Consider the following 16230-nt stretch of genomic DNA (forward strand, 5'->3'; position numbering starts at 1 on the left):
GTCCGCCTCCATCCTAACTCGGAGGCTGGGGTGACGTCACGCCAAGAGGGAGTGACTAAGCGCCTGAACTCCTTAATGGACGTGTTGGCTCGACGCGCCTCAATTGATCATACTATTGGATTAGTTGGCCCACCTACCGCCACTCCCGGGCTGCCGCGTTTAGCCTGTGGGCCGACTATGCCGAGGATATGACTGTGTGAAAGCTGCGTGTTGATTGTCACCGAGAACTGACCCGGCATTTTCACCGAGACTTGACCCACCCAGTTGTTATGTTCTTTGCGTTATGATGGCGTCAATGCCGCTTTTTCCTTTCGTTTCTGTTTGGCTGTCGCGGAGCTGGCCTTGAACCGGTAGCTGTCATTGCCGGTCTCGAGAATGTGGCAACGATGTGTGAGGCGGTCGAGGAGCGCGGTGGTCATCTTTGCATCACCGAACACGCTGGCCCATTCGCTAAAGCTCAGGTTGGTTGTGATGACGACGCTGGTGCGCTCGTAGAGTTTGCTTAGAAGGTGGAACAGCAACGCGCCACCCGTAGCGCTGAACGGCAGGTATCCCAGCTCATCCAAGACCACTAAATCGGCTTTCACCAGCACCTCGGCGATCTTTCCTGCCTTGCCTTGGGCCTTTTCCTGCTCCAACGCATTGACCAACTCGACCGTGGAGAAGAAGCGCACACGCTTGCGATGATGCTCGATTGCTTGAATGCCGAGGGCGGTAGCGACATGCGATTTTCCCGTTCCAGGGCCTCCGATCAGCACTACATTCTCAGCCGCGTCCATGAACTCGCATCGGTGAAGTTGGCGGACCAAAGCTTCACGGACTTCGCTGGCGCCAAAGTCGAAGCCAGAGATGTCTTTGTATGCCGGAAAGCGTGCTGCCTTCATGTGGTAGGCAATGGAACGCACCTCACGTTCAGCAATCTCGGCTTTAAGCAGCTGCGACAACATGGGGATCGCTGCATCGAAAGCAGGCGATCCCTGCTCATGCAGGTCCTGCACGGCCTGAGCCATGCCTGGCATCTTCAGGCTACGCATCATGATGACGATGGCAGCACCGGCGGGATCATGACGCATGACGTGTTCCTCCCGTGGTGCGTAGCCCGTCATATCGTGCGACATTGGCCTCGGGCTCCTTATTCAAAGAAAGGGCCGCAGGCGGGGTCACATCGGGCTGGTCTATCGGTGCGCCATCCACCAGCCTGTGAAGTAGGTTCAAGACATGGGTTTTTGTTGGTACGCCCGCCTCCAGCGCCATTTCTACTGCGCAAAGCACGGCCTGTTCGTCATGGTGGAGGACCAAGGATAGGACGTCGATCATCTCGCGGTCACCACCTGGCCTACGCAACATATGATCCTGCAGCTTCCGGAACCCTTCTGGCATCTCAACGAAGGGCGCCCCGTTGCGCAGCGCGCCGGGTTTGCGTTGAACCACCGCCAGATAATGGTGCCAGTCATAAATAACGCGCCCTGGCTGACGGTGTGAGCGTTCAATAATGCGCTCATGCGTGCAGACCACATGGCCTTCGGCGACGATGACCAGCCGTTCAGGATAGATGCGGAGACTGACAGGGCGGTTCGCAAAGCTGGCAGGCACTGAGTAGCGATTACGGTCGAATGCTATCAGACAAGTGGGGGATACCCGCTTGCTCTGCTCGACAAAGCCGTCAAACATTGTGGGCAGTGGCATCAGCGCGGCCTTCTCGGCGTCCCAGATATCCGCAATATTGCCAGGCAATCTGCCATGCGGTGTCTCGGCCCAGAGAAGCTTGCAGCGCTCCTCCAGCCATTCATTCAGCGCATTGAGGTCCGGAAAGGCGGGCATGAGTTGCCAAAGCCGATGGCGGGCGTCGCGCACATTCTTCTCAACCTGACCTTTCTCCCACCCTGCCGCAGGATTGCAGAACTCAGGGTCAAAGACATAATGGCTGGTCATCGCAAGGAACCGTGCGTTTACATCGCGCTTCTTGCCGACACCAATCCGGTCAACGGCTGTCTTCATGTTGTCATAGACGCCACGCCCCGGAACACCCTCAAACACCCGAAAGCCATGCCAGTGGGCATCAAACAGCATCTCATGCGTTTGCAGTAGATAGGCCCGCACCAGAAATGCGCGGCTGTGCGACAGCTTGATATGAGCGACCTGAAGCTTGAGGCGCTCGCCGCCGACATAGGCCCAGTCCTCGCTCCAATCGAATTGGAACGCCTCGCCCGGCTGAAAGACCAAGGGCACGAAAACACCCCGGTCAGTCGTATGTTGAGCACGCTGGCGTTCGCCCTTCCAGTTCCGCACGAAGGCCGCGACACGCTCATATGAACCATCAAAGCCGAGCTGAACCAGATCTGCATGCATCTGTTTGGCCGTTCGCCGTTCCTTGCGTGATTTACGCTGCTCAGACAGCAACCAGCCTGTCAGCTTCTCAGCATAAGGGTCTAACTTGCTCGGTCGGTCCAAAATTTGGAACTCGGGCTCAACTATCCCTGTCCGCAGATACTTCTTGATCGTGTTGCGAGACACCCCTGTCCGGCGCGCAATCTCGCGGATGGGCATCTTGTCTCGCAGAGCCCATTTCCGAATAATCCTCAGAAATCCCATGTCTAACACTCCAATAGCTCCCAGCTGATTCAAGCAGGGGCAAGGTTACACATGGGTCAATTCTCAATGACAATTTCTGCAGTTGCCGGGTCAGTTCTCGGTGACAATCAACACGCAAAGGTCCCTGTCGATGAGATGGCGCGCGTTCTGAAGCGCTGCAGATCAACGATATTCCGCGAGCTAAAGCGCAACAATTTCTCGGATGAAAACATGCCTGGATGCGATGGCTATTACGGTGCCGCTGCGAACCTGATGCAAGCGGAACGTCGTGCTCGAGAGCGCAAACTGATCAAACATCCTGAGCTTCGAAAGCGCGTGATCGAGCGTATAAAGAACGGCTGGACACCAGAGCAGATCAGTAACCGTATGATCCACGAGCGCGCTCCCCTCAGGGTCTGTCAGGAAACCATCTATCGCTACATCTATTCCAAGGAAGGTCAGCGCGAAGACCTGTGGTGGTATCTACCGACCCATCGTGTCGCCCGCAGACCACGTCGCACCAGAAGGCGCAGAGAACCCAAATTCCACCGCGATGTCAGTATTCTGTTCCGACCCGATGATGTCGCTCATCGCCGTCAGTTTGGCCATTGGGAAGCTGATTTGATGCTGTTCAAACAAAAGCTTGGCCAGTCCAACGTTACCTCATTGGTTGAGCGCGTCAGCCGCTTCACCGTGATCCTGAAGAACCCGAATAAGCGCACCAAACCGGTCATGGGAAAGATCATGAAGTCTCTCAAAGACCTCCCCCTCGTCGCCCGTCGATCCATTACTTTTGACCGCGGAACCGAGTTTGTCAGTTGGCCGCACCTCCAAGCCGAGATCGGAACCCAGACGTGGTTGTCTAATCGCAAGGCCGCAGTCAAGTCTTGATGCAAAAGCACGGCCTATCGAAATGCCTTCAGAGCATTTCGATCTCCGGTTCTTGCTCAGTTCCTTCTCAGCACGTTCACGTGATTGAGGTCATGCGTGTGTCCGGGGCATGGTTGTCTTCGCGGTCAACACTTGGCTGCCGCATTCTGGGTTCCGCAGGTGAAGCCTTCCTTTGTTTTGCACGCAGTCTGTAACAGCTGCTGCCACGTCTTTCGGATTGGCCTGACCTCCGTCCACGACAGGGACGCCTCCTCGCATCAAGTTATGATGCGCTGAGCTCGGTGTGCGAGGGACAGTACCTTAGGCGAGTTCCTCGCGCGTTGGAATAAAGGTTTGACCGGTCTTCAGCATGGAATGCATGATGACGGCGAGTTTGCGAGCAACGGCGACCGCCGCCCGCTTAAAGCCAAGGCGTTCGCGCAATTGAAGCCCCCAGGTTTTTAGATCACTGACCGTTTCGGCTCGAGTCCTCGTAAGCAACGAGGTCGCAGCCTCGTAGAGCAGCCCACGCAATCGTTGATCCCCCTTCGGGAGATGTGACCGTTAAAATCCATCTCTCCCGATTGGTATCGGCGTGTGGTGAGGCCAAGCCATGCGCCGACAGATCGGGACTTCGGAAAGTTCTTCGGGTCTTCGATAGCGGCCACATAGGAAACTGCTGTGATCGCCCCGATGCCTGGTATCGTCATAAGCAAACGCGTGCTTCGGCACTGTCGCGCCGCCAACAAGAGCTGGCGGCTGAGTGTAGACGCCTGCTCCCTGACAGCTTGCCAGGCTTCGAGCAGCGGATAGATGATCCCTTTCAACTCGACATGTCCGTCCAGCAGACCGTTAACCTTTTCTACGAACACCCGGCCTTTGCTCTTGGGCACGACAAGACCGAAAGTCTTCATCAAACCACGGATCTGATTGGTCAATTGTGTCGTGATGGCCAGGAGTTGCGTGCGGGCTGCAACCAATGACCGGATCAGCATCGCTTCGAACGACTTGACCCTAACAGCCTTATAGAAGCCGGTTTCGGCAAGTTTGGCCAATCCCTCAGCATCGTTTGCATCGGTCTTGTTCAACGTCTCACCCAAAATTTTCTGGGCATGCCGTGCCTCAATGCAGATCGCCCGAAGTCCTTCCCCCGTTAAAGCATGATAGAACCAAGTGGCGAGTGGGCCAGCTTCGAAAACGACGTTCACGGGGTCGTCCGCATGCTTCCGAACCGTCTGCGCAATAATACCCGGGTCTGAGGGACATTTCCCGCGCCATACTCTTTTGCCGTCTTCTCGGATTGAGATCGCGGTATCCTTCAACGAAACGTCAAGCCCTATGTACTGGCCCATGCTCAATCTCCATCTGTTGCTTCGAACAAGACCCTTTCGGATCACGCTCTGGATCATACCGAAGAAAAAACATTTCGCTGCCATGACGAAACGCGGAGTGACAGAGCGATTACCCCATGTTTTGCGACCCCTCCAGCCCCTGGCAGAAAGGCACAGTCGAGAACACAAACCGACGCCTTCGAAGGTGGCTGCCCCGCAAACGCGACATCCGGCAATGCACAGATCACGATATGAAGGTGATCTGTGATCGCCTCAACAACACGCCGCGCAAGTGCCTGGGATGGAAAACGCCAGCCGAGGTCTTTCGCGAAAAGATATTGGAGGAAATGCGATGACACCCCTACCCTGAGCTCGACAGGAGTCGCGGTTCAGGTATCGCTCACAATCGGGCGGTTGCGATTGTCGCAACGGCAAGCATTCTGGGAGGCTGGGGGAGCGTGGTTGTCGGACGGCTGGTGTCGCAGCGCCTGATCCGTTGGTTCGTCATTGCCACTGGATTGGCTTTAAGTGCCTGGTACTTCATCCTCGGATAGCCTTTGGTTCTGCAACCCGGGCAATTTGACTTTTGAACCTAGTCGACCGTGGGGTTTGATTCCGAGCTCAAACTGAAGTTCGACGCTGACAATGGTCATATTGCCGACGATGTTTATAGCGCTCTTCCAGGAACTAACAAGCGGCATGAAGGAGTATGAGGGCAGTAGTAAATATAGGGCGGCCCTTGGTGCCCATCCTTTCTAATCTGCTTTGCGGGGAAAAGAAAATACTGAGCCTCCACGTCCTTAGAGGGTCGACGTTGGTGTGTAGTGATACGTATATGGGGGCATATCTGAAATAGAGGTTGATATGTTTACCAAAAGTGACCTGAAAGCAATGTCCCGTAAAGAACTCGAAAGGCTTTTGTCTGATGTGAAAAAGGCATTGGACGCTGCTCGAACCCGGGATCAGAGAGAGGCAAGAAAAGCTGCTACTAAAGCGGCCGCAGAATTTGGATTTTCCTTAGGGGAAATTTCTGAAACGCAACCCTCAGCTCCTGCGAAAAAGCGGGCCAAGATTAAGAAAACTTCGAAGCCCTCAAAACCAATTTATGCCAATCCAGACGATAAGAAACAGACCTGGACGGGTAAGGGCCGACAGCCGAATTGGTTCCGTAGTCAGGTCGAGAGCGGCACCGCGCCCGATGCTATGCGTATCTGACCGGTGGAAGCCTAGAATTTCAACTATTTCGGGACCGAAAAGTACCTGACATCCGGGGAGCGAGACTGATGGTTAGCTGCGCATTTCAGAATGGTTTTTCCCTGATGCGCAGCTACCAGCATTTCGCCCACCCCCTTTATACCGATCGGCATAAGGCCTCGGGAGAGAAGTCCTCCTTCAGCGTCACGTCTACAAGGCGCCTACAGAATGACCTCATTAGGCCTACAGGACAGCTACAGACGGGCCACAACAAGTATCTCTAAAAAGCAATCTCGTTAACGGTCTGCGCTGAGCTTTTAGGTGATCATAGAGCTTTTCAGGATCGGAGTGCCCGCTCATGTTCCCAAACTTTCTTTGAATACTGAGTGGCGCTTGTAAGGCTGTTACCCTAGCGATTACTGCGCAGGGTGTTCTGGGACGCCCTGGTGTTGTTGCACCTCGGCCGAGGTTGCGCTGAATAAGGATTAAACCCGTGTGGCAAGAAGTCTGGGCAACCATCATCAACGAATTTTCCGATATTCCGGACTTGTCGACCATGACCAGTATAACACTTCGCTTGGTGTTGGCCGCGTTTCTGGGAGGATTGCTTGGCTATGAACGAGAACTCAAGGCGCGAAGCGCCGGGGTGCGCACCCATATGCTGGTGGCTGTAGGTGCGGCGCTCTTCGTGATTGGACCATTACAAAGTGGCATGCCCACACCAGACATGTCCCGGGTTCTGCAAGGTATTATTCAGGGCATTGGCTTTTTGGGCGCAGGAGCGATCATTATTCGCGCAGCAGAACAAAAGGTCCAAGGTCTGACGACCGCTGCAAACATTTGGGCTACCGCTGGGATTGGTATCGTTGCGGGGCTCGGTCTCGAGGCAACTGCGGTCCTAGCGACGGTGATCGTGCTGATCATCCTAGCCGTTATCCCGCGCATCCTACCGTCTTCGGTTAGGCCTAACGGGGCCCAAGAAGGACAATAACCCTATTAGGTTCCCCTTTACCCCGCCCGGTGGCCTGTCGTTCCAAGGGGCTGTATCCAACGTAATAGGTATTTGGTTTAAATTACGTAGGGCACCCTCAATGCATTATGGCATCCGCTCCGGCTGCAACTGACAACGCGACGAGAACCGTCAGGACTATCGAAGCCAGCCCCATGCCGATACCTGCAAGGACAACCAGTCCGTCGCGTTCAACGAAGCCAATACCTGCGACGAAAAGCGAAATAGCAGGAAACCACCCGCTGAGCGGTAAAGGCACAAACAGTGCCACGGCGATTCCCAAAAGAAGCAATCCGATTAGTCGCTCAGTTTTGGGTTGGAATACGCCTTGCAGGCGCGGTCGAGTCAGGCGCTCAACGCGTCGGGAAATCGGCCGTAGACGCAGCACAGTATTTCTCAGAGCGGAACAGGACAATGACCGTTTGGCAATCCAAGGCGGCAGCCAAATATAAGAACGCCCTAGCACCAGTTGAACACTAAAGAACACCAGGGGGATGGCCGTTACAAGCGTGGCGCCGGGAGGCAGCGGCAACAGATTAATTAGGGATGAGAGCAGAATGGCCCAACCGAATGACCGCTCCCCCAACCGTTCTAAGAGATGACCAAGGGGTATCGCGTTGCGCTGGCGCTCACTCCGAAGCACGCAAAGCAAATTGAACGATAGAGAACGACTTTTAACGGTTCTTTGCCTTTTCGACAGTGGAAAACTGGAGTTGATTGTCACAATTCTCCTAAGCCCCGATGGGGAGGCGTTAAGAAAAATGTCTCTCGGATGGTCGTCATTGGCCTGCCTTTAACTTGGGGCCAATCTGCCCGGCGCATTGGTTGGCAGGTCCCTTTGGAATCCGCCCTGTTCCACTCTTGTAGAGAACTGGATGGAACTCTATTTGGGTATGAACCTGAGGGAACCAAGAGCCAATGCAATATTCTTACGAGCTGAGACCGCATGGGCGTTGATCTGATCTACATCGCAGCTGGCCTCATTCTGCTCTTCGCGGGTGGTGAAGGGCTTGTACGCGGTAGCGTGTCAATTGCCGAACGGGCTGGGCTCTCCAAAATGGTCATCGGACTGACCATCGTGGGGTTTGGCACCTCAGCACCGGAGTTGCTGGTCTCCTTGAAGGCCGCATTCAGCGGAGCCCCTGAGATTGCTCTGGGCAATGTGGTCGGGAGCAATATCGCCAATATTCTTCTTATTATCGGCGCAGGTGCCCTAATCATGCCGATCGCCGGTTGGGATAGGTCTGCTGTACGGGAAGCTCTGGTAGCGGCCTTGGTCGCTTTCGCGCTGTTTGGTCTGCTCAAAGGAGCGTTTTTGGACCGGCTCGAGGGCGCTCTGTTGCTGGCGGTTTTAGCTGTCTACCTCGGTGCGACGTTTTGGATGGAAAAACGCAGCCGTGACTCCAAGATGTTTGAGCATGAGGCCGAAAACTTCGAAGGCTCTGGCGTTTCCAGAACGAGCGTAGCCGCCGTCTTTGTTGTAGGTGGCATCATAGCACTCGTGGCGGGCGCAAACCTTCTAGTGACAGGTGCAGGATCAATCGCCAAAGCCTTTGGGGTTTCCGATGCTGTGATTGGCCTGTCCCTCGTAGCCATCGGCACCTCCCTGCCTGAACTTGCCACATCTATCTCTGCGGCCCTTAAAAAACAGTCTGACGTAGTCATAGGCAATGTGATCGGGAGTAATATTTTCAACGTTTTGGCGATCCTCGGGATCACATCCGCGATTGTCCCCATCGAAGTCAGCGACCGGTTTCAAGGGTTTGACATGGTGTTCATGCTGCTTCTGTCATGCGGCCTAGCGGTGATTTTGTTTGCAGCCAAGCGCATTGGTCGAGTAGCAGGCTTCCTGTTCATAGCGGGCTACGCTGTCTACATTGGATACTTATTCCAAAGCGGCGCGATCAGCTAGCCTTCCTGAATATCCCCGGCCGGGGTCGCATGAAGATGTAGCTCAAGCCAGACCGATTAGATGGCCGCTCAATCGCATTCTGTGCTGACCATCGTCTCATCTGGCACCTGCGTGTTGCAGTAGATCCCAGCATCAAGATCAGTGTCGACCAAAACGGCATCTTCAAAAACAGCGGCCTTCAGAACCGTGTTTTCGAACGACACGTTGATGAGCTTGGCGCCGGTGAAGCTGGCGCCCGTCAGATCGGCAGAGTCAAAGGAGACATTCTCCAAGGTTGCATAATCAAACAGCGAAAGATTGAGGCCTGCTTCAGAGAAGTCCACGTCTCGAAGCTCAGCTTCGGTCAGGTCTATTCCGGTCAGTTTCCGACCCGTAAGGTCCAGCTGCTCGAAGGCACAGCCGGGACATCTTCCGAGCATACGCAATTGTTTCTCTTGCTCCGGTTCCTGCCCGATCGCGGACGTGCCAAAGAGCGAAGCGACAGCCAGAAGCACGCCGAGGCGGCTCGTCCGAAACGCAGAATTTTTCAAGAAGTACCACCTAAGCCTATAAGGCCTCTAAAAATCAAAAAGCTCGCTCAAGAAGCCTTCGCGCCGCTTCTTTTTATAGGGCCTGCCATGACCGTGATCTTGTCCGGAGTTGCGCAAGGAGGCGACCTCACGGGGTGCAGGTTCGGGGCCCGAGCGTTCAATGATCTTGTCTAGCTCGCCTCGGTCTAACCAAACCCCACGACATTGAGGGCAGTAGTCAATTTCTACACCGGAGCGATCTGTCATCACCAGCTGGGTTCCATCGATCGGACATTGCATCGGTTAAGCCTCCTTCATTCCTAAGTTAATTGGGCACCCGCGATGCAAACTGCAACCACTTCAAATTTATTCTCGCCAGAATCGCTGTGCGTTTGAGCGGCTGGAGCGGAGCCAGCCAAGTTCCAGATGGTCATATAAAGTGGAGTGCATGCCTGCTCTCCGGGTGCGAGCTAGATCACGCGGTGCGCAGCATCCCAACGATCAGATGAAGCGGCCTCTTTCAAAAAAGCTATAACAGTCTCGGGCTGATAGGGTTTAGCAATAAATGTCGTGCCGGTAGGAAGACTGTTTGCCGCCACATTTGAGGCTCCGGATGCGACAATGATCGCAATGTGCGGCCATCTGCGGCGCACAATCTTTGACAGTTCTAAACCGTTTAGTGAGCCAGGCATCTCAATATTTGTGAACATGATGCCTATGTCATTATTCGAAGTGAGAACTGTGAACGCGTTGGCCGAATGTGCAGCAGCGTATCCCGAGAGGCCCGCATCCTCCACAAGGCCCATGGCCGCGAGGCGCAAAAATGGATCAGCTTCTACGACGAGAACGCCGCATGCATCACTAACGATCATAACAGAGATATTCCTATGCGCTGAGATTTACATATCATTGCTAGATAAGCGTTCTATGTCATTTTCAATTGACCTGCCCCCCTTCCTCACTAAAGCCATTTTCCCGACAAATATTTAACAACATTGAGTATCCGTCGGATTCTTTCCTCCACGCTAGGAGGATGGTTAAGTAGCAATGGCTCGCATCGCTAAAAAATGCACTTGTCCGAGGAAGGTGTACCTATGAAAAAACATACGCACAGCGCCTCTCCTGCAAGTTGTCCGACCGACCAGCTTAAAGGTCGAGATGCTCCGGTAAATAGCGTACCGCATGCCATAGCGATCGAAACTATGGAAACGGCGTTGGCAGCTGCTCGGATAGCCGTGTTTGAACTCGATCTGGTTGCAGACACCTCGAATGTCTCAGCAACTTGGCGTGATCTTATGGATGTCGACCTGTCCGACGGCGTCGACTTTCAAACAGAATGGCGAAAGAGAATCCACCCTGACGACGAAGTGCTTATCGAACGTGCATTGGCTGATTACGTAAATGGCCAAGCTCCCCGGGTGGCAGTAGAATATCGGCTACGTTCACGTGATGGGCTGGACTGGCTCTGGATGCGTACAGATGCCGAAGCAACTGAGTGGGATGCTCAGGGGAATGCTCTCAACTTGGTCGGCACGCAACGAGACATTACAGACCGAAAACGCGCCGAGATAGCGCTGCAAGGTAGCGAAGAACAATTTAGGTCTCTGATGAACAATGCCCCCATCGGAACAGCCTTGGTTTCATTGGAGGGTCAGTGGCTGGCGACAAATGCAGCAATGACTGCCTTCCTTGGCTATTCAGAAGAAGAACTGAGAAGCACAGATTTCCAGTCCATAACGCATGAGGACGATCTGGATAGTTGCCTTTTGAAAGTCCAAAAACTTTTAAGTGGTGAAATTGACGCTTTCGAACTCGATAAAAGGTATGTGCGCCCCGATGGAGAGATCGTTTGGGGGCATCTCTGCGTGGTTCTTGTGCGGAGCGATTATGGCCAACCTTTGCACTACATAACTCAGGTCTTAGACATAACTGAGGCTCGGAAGTTGGATTTCCTCAGGAACGAGTTCATGTCCATCATTGCTCATGAATTACGCACGCCCGTGACGGCAGTCGTAGGGGCGCTGGATATGCTCGACGTCGTTTGTCCCAATGGTCCAATAGAAAAAGTGCAGCAGCTTGTAAAAATTGCCAAACGCGGCGGTGACCGGTTGCGCACGGCGTTGGAAGATCTACTCGACTTCGAACAAGTGTCAGGCGGAGCTTTATCCCTCAACCTGACTGAAACAAATATTATCGAAATTTTAGGAGAGGCGCTGCTGAAGAGCCAACCCGTCATGGATCAGCATAAAAGTTCAGCCCGCATGATCCTACAGGAAAGCGAGATCTCCTGGAAATGCGATCCGGTTCTGTTGGATAAAGCGCTTAGGCACCTGCTCTCAAATGCTGCTAAATTTTCTCCTGAGGATACTGAGGTTCGGGTTATAATCGCGAGGGATACAAGCCAATTAAGCATCCGTGTAAAAGATTCAGGCCCCGGCATTCCCGGTAATCTTCAGGAGAAGATATTTCAGCCTTTCTGGCAGCAAGACACATCTGACACAAGAGCGCAGCAGGGTATCGGCCTCGGGCTCACTATTTCCCGCCAGGCGATCCGAAGAATGGGCGGTGAGCTATCAATCGAGGCCTGTGGTGGGCCGGGGGCTGAGTTTCTTATCACGCTTCCCGCCTGCCCTTCGCAATGAATTCACCTCAGCGAGGAGGGTGACGGGAAGTACCGCCACTTTCGCCCACTCAGATTCAAAAGGACCCGCCGAAGAAGTGGTTGATCGCAACGTAAAGAGTAAAGGTGCACAGAACCGCCATAGAGGGCATCACGGCCCAGATAAATAGCCGTCGCTGCTTAATCTTATCGCGCTTTTTTCCTTCTCCAGATCATCTAGACGCATCGTGTTCTCCGTAGATCAGCAAACGGCGCACAAGGCCGCTTCGCCAAAAAGTTTCTATCTGGTGGAAGGCAATTTCTTGCGGGGAGGCCTCACCAAGTATGACAGGCGCCTCCTACACCAATTCTCTCCAGAACGACGGAGAGAGAAGTACGAAGACCGTCAGCATCTCTAGCCGACCAGCGTACATGCCCAAGGACAGCAGCCATTTTGCCCCATCGGGTAGCGAGGAGAAGTTGCCTGCCGGGCCTATGATGTTGCCTAGACCGGGCCCGACATTAGCCACTGCGGTGAGGGCACCGCTAATTGAGGTCGTCATGTCCAAACCGAACGAGTTAAGAGCAACTGCGAGGCCCATTACTGTAGCAGCATAGAGGGTGAAGAAGGTCATCACCCCGTTGATAACATCATAGTCGACCACCCGCCCTTCGTAGCGGGTTGGAAAAACTCCATGAGGCTGATGAATATGCCGCATCTGGGCGTATACGCTGCGGATCACGACCACCCATCGCATCATTTTTCCGCCTCCCGATGTAGAGCCCGTACATCCACCCAGGGCCGTGAGGCATAAAAAGGTAGTCGCTGCAAAGGGTCCCCAAAGCGTATAGTCGGTTGTCGCAAATCCTGTGGTGGTTACAACCGAGACGACATTGAAAGCCACCAGCCGCAGGGTCTCAAGAAGCGGTGTGTGTGTTGTAATGACACGCCATAGTGTCAGGATGAAAATCGCCGATGACAGAGAGATGAGCAGGGCGCGAATCTGTTCGCTACGGAAGGCGCCCCTTGTCAGCACGCGGATATACCACGCGAACGGCAGGGCCGCTGTCAGCATAAAAAACGTTCCCATCCATTGCAGGTAAGCGCTTTCGAAAAGGCCGAATGAGGAATCTGAGGTAGAGTAGCCGCCGGATGATACGGTCGTGAAGGCGTGTACGAGCGCTTCAAATCCGGTCATGCCGCCAGAAAGGTAGGCGATGGCGCAAATGAAGGTCAGGGCAAGATAAATCCAGACCGTTGCTGAAGCAAACCGAGCGGCACTGGCGAGTGCCTTCTCCCCTTTTTCTGAGCTTTCTGTTTGATAAAGCTGCATGCCACCAACGCGCATGATTGGCAGCAGAGCTATGCCTGCGACAATGAAACCGACCCCGCCGATCCATTGAAGCAGTGCCCGCCAAAGCAAGATGCCGTGATCCGTGTTGTCGAGTCCCGTCATTACGGTTGAGCCGGTGGTGGTAATCCCCGACATGGATTCAAAGAACGCGTCGGAAAAAGACAGCCCCCAAAGCCACAGAGGAAGGCCCCCTGCCAAAGCCGCGACGAACCATGCGCTGCCGGTGAGAAGGAAGGAATGCCGACGGTCCAATCCTGGGCTGCGACCCATAGCGCTGACACAAACACCACCCCCAATGGACATGGTGATCAACGCTGCCTCGAAGAATACCACCCGCGTTGCGGGGAAGATGAGCGCATCGAAGGCCATTAGAACGCCAAGGCCGAGCAAAAGTAGGCCGTTGATGAATACCACGATTGCCATGCCGCCCTAGCTCTCGCGGAACCGGTAGCCGATGCCGGGCTCGGTAAATATCCAGACGGGGTCCGTCGCATCGTCGCCAAGTTTGGTGCGCAGCTGCCGGATAAATACCCGTAGATACTGGCTGTCTTCGGCGTGAGCCGCGCCCCAGACCTTTTCGAGCGCCATGCGCTGTGTCACCAGCCGACCGGGATGGGAGGCAAGAAGCCAGAGCAATTGAAACTCTTTGGGCGTCAAACTGAGGGCCTGGGTGTCCAAATGTGCTGAATGTGCAGCGACATCTAGAATAAGTCCGCCAATCTCAATCCGGGAAATGTCCTGCTGTTCGGTGCCACGGTCCCGAAGCAAGGCGCGCAACCGCGCAAGCAATTCGCGCGTACCAAAGGGTTTCGCCACATAGTCCTGCGCCCCAAGGTCGAGCGCTGCCACTTTTTCAGTCTCATCGGCGCGCACTGACAGAACAAGAACCGGCAGATTTGACCAAGTACGAATGTCTCGTAGCACATCTTTTCCGTCCCGATCCGGCAGCCCAAGATCAAGAACCAGCAGATCCGGCGCACCTGTGGCGGCCTGCACGATAGCCTCCCGGCCGGTTGCGGCCTCAAGAACAGTATGCCCCTCGGATTCCAGCGCGATCCGCAAAAAGCGTCGGATCTGATCTTCGTCGTCAATAACAAGAATACGGGCCATCAGACCCCCTGACCGGCGATCGGCAGGCGAAAGACGATTGTCGTCCCGCTTTCGTCTGGGTTGGTTGCCTGAACATAGATGTCACCGCCATGCGCATCGACGATGCCGCGCGCGATCGCGAGGCCAAGGCCCGTCCCGGCGCGCTGCGTATCGCCCGCCGTCACGCGGTAAAACATCTCAAAAACGTCGCTGCGTGCCTGCGCCGGTATGCCAGGCCCCTGATCACTGATTGCAAGTTTCAACCAAGTGCTTTCCGCGTGCCCGGATAACAAAATTTCAGAATTATCCGGTGCATACTTGGCGGCATTGTCCAGCACATTGACCAAGAGCTGTTCGATCAGGATGGGATCAACATCAATTAACGGCATGCTGTCGGGCAGGCTTAGTACAATCTTGTAGGGGGCGAGATTACTGCGGAGCCGCCGCCGGGCATTTCCGATAATCTCGAGCAAATCGGAGGCCACGCATCGAGGCCGAAGCGCTCCATGGCTCAGACGTGTCATGTCCAGAAGGTTCTGCACATAGCGGTCCAGACGCTCGCCTTCCTCCCGGATCGTCTCGGCCAAGTCTTGGCGCATTGGTTCAGTGTAGCGGTCGCCCCCTTCTGCTAAAGTAGATGCAGCACCGATAATGCTGACCAAAGGCGTTCGCAGATCATGGCTGACTGATGATAAAAGTGCCGAGCGCAATTTTTCAGTTTCCGTCGCGAGGCGGGCAGCTTCGAGCGTTTCCGTGAGATCAGTACGTTCAAAAGCCAATGCCAACTGGCTTGCAAAAGCTTCCAGCAGACGTCGATCATCGCGTTCGATGGCTCTAGACCGAATACCAAGCGCAGCCAATGTTTCTTCGCCAGCACGCACAGGTAAGATCAACCACTCGGGGGAAATTGCTGAATTGCTGGCGACAATGACAGGCTCCCCAGAGGCAATCGTTCGGCCGCAGGCCTCTTTGATACCCTCGTTCTCAACCGCTAATGCCGGGCTGTAAGCAATCTTTTCGACAGCATCTGCAAAAGTGCGAAACAGCGCCACCTCCACGCCCATTGTGGCGGTGACATGATCCACTGCGGCGTGCGCCACAGCCTGCGACGAAGGCGCACGCGCAATCTGCTGAGCGAACTCATGAAGGATCGTGATACGCTCCACACTCCCACGTAGCGCCATGGCGCGGGTCCGAAGTCGCGCAGCCAAACTGCCGGTGACAAAGGAGGCCAGAAGAAACAAGCCAAGGGTTACCAAATCAGCTTCTTGTAGGACACGGAATGTGAAGCGTGGCTCAGTGAAGAAGTAATTGTATGCAGCGAACCCAGCAAAGGATGCCAGGATTGAAGGCCCGGGACCGCCGAACGATGCAACAACAACGACACCAGCCATGAAGACAAGAGTTAACTCGCCAACTGGTAAGGTGGCTTCCAGCACCCTGGCTGCAAACGTGACCATAACCATCACTAGACAGGCGCCCAGATAGCTGCGGCTTCCTGCATGCGTCCGTGCACGGTGAAGTCTGAATATCGGCATTTGGCGAGGACGGTTGATTGGGTTTACCTCAGAAATCACAGCATCTTGGAGCATTCAGCGCTACTTTTGCATCGAGAGCACGTAAAGACGCTATGCTTGTTTTCACTAGCTCGTATAAAAAAAGCATAAAAGTTAGGGCTGCGCGTTGATTAGGAGCGATCGCTGGAGTTGCAGACAGAAGCAGTGATTTCTGGCGATAGTTATCGGTTTTCTCAAGAGCCGCCTTGGGTCCCCGTTGGACGTGAGGTTCAAT

13 protein-coding genes and 3 pseudogenes are annotated in these 16230 nt (G+C 54.5%); 6 read left to right on the forward strand and 10 right to left on the reverse strand.

Annotation, left to right across the window (positions count from 1 at the left end; genetic code table 11):
- Positions 1-281: 281 nt before the first annotated feature.
- Positions 282-1073 (reverse strand): IS21-like element helper ATPase IstB, encoded by a 792-nt coding sequence (gene istB / locus ACFQAU_RS21295; RefSeq protein ID WP_386279912.1) that lies wholly within the window; start codon positions 1071-1073, stop codon positions 282-284.
- Positions 1063-2592: an IS21 family transposase gene (gene istA / locus ACFQAU_RS21300; RefSeq protein ID WP_132447149.1), complete on the reverse strand. Its 1530-nt coding sequence runs from the start codon at positions 2590-2592 to the stop codon at positions 1063-1065. Before istA ends, istB begins: the two co-directional genes overlap by 11 nt.
- A gap of 66 nt (positions 2593-2658) precedes the next feature.
- Between istA and ACFQAU_RS21305 the strand changes: the two are divergent.
- Positions 2659-3429 (forward strand): annotated as a pseudogene (locus tag ACFQAU_RS21305) (IS30 family transposase); the annotation flags it as partial.
- 333 nt (positions 3430-3762) lie between these two features.
- On the opposite strand, the pseudogene ACFQAU_RS21310 reads toward ACFQAU_RS21305, so the two are convergent.
- Positions 3763-4793: pseudogene (locus ACFQAU_RS21310) on the reverse strand (IS110 family RNA-guided transposase).
- A 113-nt stretch (positions 4794-4906) separates the two neighbouring features.
- Between ACFQAU_RS21310 and ACFQAU_RS21315 the strand changes: the two are divergent.
- From ACFQAU_RS21315 to ACFQAU_RS21325, 3 genes and pseudogenes are all read left to right on the forward strand, one after another.
- Positions 4907-5128, forward strand: a pseudogene (locus ACFQAU_RS21315) (transposase); the annotation flags it as partial.
- 508 nt (positions 5129-5636) lie between these two features.
- The gene (locus ACFQAU_RS21320; RefSeq protein ID WP_132446866.1) at positions 5637-5987 is read left to right on the forward strand and encodes an H-NS histone family protein; all 351 of its coding nucleotides are present in this window, start codon (positions 5637-5639) and stop codon (positions 5985-5987) included.
- A gap of 472 nt (positions 5988-6459) precedes the next feature.
- Positions 6460-6957, forward strand: a complete 498-nt coding sequence (locus tag ACFQAU_RS21325) for an MgtC/SapB family protein (protein ID WP_206054345.1) — start codon at positions 6460-6462, stop codon at positions 6955-6957.
- Positions 6958-7054: 97 nt separating this feature from the next.
- Here ACFQAU_RS21325 and ACFQAU_RS21330 read toward each other — a convergent pair whose 3' ends face one another.
- Entirely contained in the window at positions 7055-7699 is a 645-nt protein-coding gene (locus ACFQAU_RS21330; protein WP_240791682.1) for an exopolysaccharide biosynthesis protein, read from the reverse strand.
- A gap of 222 nt (positions 7700-7921) precedes the next feature.
- Here ACFQAU_RS21330 and ACFQAU_RS21335 point away from each other — a divergent pair, with 222 nt between their 5' ends.
- Complete coding sequence (locus ACFQAU_RS21335; RefSeq protein ID WP_132446868.1) at positions 7922-8887, forward strand: calcium/sodium antiporter; 966 nt, start codon at positions 7922-7924, stop codon at positions 8885-8887.
- Between the two features lie 68 nt (positions 8888-8955).
- On the opposite strand, the gene ACFQAU_RS21340 is transcribed toward ACFQAU_RS21335, so the two are convergent.
- From ACFQAU_RS21340 to ACFQAU_RS21350, 3 genes are all read right to left on the reverse strand, one after another.
- Positions 8956-9417: a pentapeptide repeat-containing protein gene (locus tag ACFQAU_RS21340; protein ID WP_240791683.1), complete on the reverse strand. Its 462-nt coding sequence runs from the start codon at positions 9415-9417 to the stop codon at positions 8956-8958.
- 27 nt (positions 9418-9444) lie between these two features.
- Complete coding sequence (locus ACFQAU_RS21345) at positions 9445-9696, reverse strand: TFIIB-type zinc ribbon-containing protein (RefSeq protein WP_132446870.1); 252 nt, start codon at positions 9694-9696, stop codon at positions 9445-9447.
- A gap of 170 nt (positions 9697-9866) precedes the next feature.
- The gene (locus ACFQAU_RS21350; protein WP_132446872.1) at positions 9867-10268 is read right to left on the reverse strand and encodes a response regulator; all 402 of its coding nucleotides are present in this window, start codon (positions 10266-10268) and stop codon (positions 9867-9869) included.
- Positions 10269-10490: 222 nt separating this feature from the next.
- On the opposite strand from ACFQAU_RS21350, the gene ACFQAU_RS21355 reads away from it, so the two are divergent.
- A complete protein-coding gene (locus ACFQAU_RS21355) occupies positions 10491-12038 on the forward strand; it encodes a PAS domain-containing sensor histidine kinase (protein WP_165935626.1) in 1548 nt (515 codons plus the stop codon).
- 316 nt (positions 12039-12354) lie between these two features.
- Here ACFQAU_RS21355 and ACFQAU_RS21360 read toward each other — a convergent pair whose 3' ends face one another.
- Genes ACFQAU_RS21360 through ACFQAU_RS21370 form a run of 3 tightly spaced genes read right to left on the reverse strand, consistent with a single transcriptional unit; the run spans position 12355 to position 16031 of the window.
- Positions 12355-13773, reverse strand: a complete 1419-nt coding sequence (locus ACFQAU_RS21360; RefSeq protein WP_132446876.1) for a TrkH family potassium uptake protein — start codon at positions 13771-13773, stop codon at positions 12355-12357.
- Positions 13774-13779: 6 nt separating this feature from the next.
- Positions 13780-14460, reverse strand: coding sequence for a response regulator (locus tag ACFQAU_RS21365; protein WP_132446878.1), 681 nt, complete (start codon positions 14458-14460; stop codon positions 13780-13782).
- Complete coding sequence (locus tag ACFQAU_RS21370; RefSeq protein WP_132446880.1) at positions 14460-16031, reverse strand: DUF4118 domain-containing protein; 1572 nt, start codon at positions 16029-16031, stop codon at positions 14460-14462. The genes ACFQAU_RS21365 and ACFQAU_RS21370 overlap by 1 nt, the downstream gene beginning before the upstream one ends.
- Positions 16032-16230: the final 199 nt, after the last annotated feature.

Origin of the sequence: Sulfitobacter profundi (assembly GCF_042661425.1) — a bacterium.
Lineage (GTDB): Bacteria > Pseudomonadota > Alphaproteobacteria > Rhodobacterales > Rhodobacteraceae > Sulfitobacter > Sulfitobacter profundi.

What these genes read in the sequence shown, in the direction of transcription:
- istB (WP_386279912.1), bottom strand. Translation starts at nt 1,073, where the DNA reads ATGCGTCATGATCCCGCCGGTGCTGCCATCGTCATCATGATGCGTAGC.
- istA (WP_132447149.1), bottom strand. Translation starts at nt 2,592, where the DNA reads ATGGGATTTCTGAGGATTATTCGGAAATGGGCTCTGCGAGACAAGATG.
- ACFQAU_RS21320 (WP_132446866.1), top strand. Translation starts at nt 5,637, where the DNA reads ATGTTTACCAAAAGTGACCTGAAAGCAATGTCCCGTAAAGAACTCGAA.
- ACFQAU_RS21335 (WP_132446868.1), top strand. Translation starts at nt 7,922, where the DNA reads ATGGGCGTTGATCTGATCTACATCGCAGCTGGCCTCATTCTGCTCTTC.
- ACFQAU_RS21345 (WP_132446870.1), bottom strand. Translation starts at nt 9,696, where the DNA reads ATGCAATGTCCGATCGATGGAACCCAGCTGGTGATGACAGATCGCTCC.
- ACFQAU_RS21350 (WP_132446872.1), bottom strand. Translation starts at nt 10,268, where the DNA reads ATGATCGTTAGTGATGCATGCGGCGTTCTCGTCGTAGAAGCTGATCCA.
- ACFQAU_RS21355 (WP_165935626.1), top strand. Translation starts at nt 10,491, where the DNA reads ATGAAAAAACATACGCACAGCGCCTCTCCTGCAAGTTGTCCGACCGAC.
- ACFQAU_RS21360 (WP_132446876.1), bottom strand. Translation starts at nt 13,773, where the DNA reads ATGGCAATCGTGGTATTCATCAACGGCCTACTTTTGCTCGGCCTTGGC.
- ACFQAU_RS21365 (WP_132446878.1), bottom strand. Translation starts at nt 14,460, where the DNA reads ATGGCCCGTATTCTTGTTATTGACGACGAAGATCAGATCCGACGCTTT.
- ACFQAU_RS21370 (WP_132446880.1), bottom strand. Translation starts at nt 16,031, where the DNA reads ATGCTCCAAGATGCTGTGATTTCTGAGGTAAACCCAATCAACCGTCCT.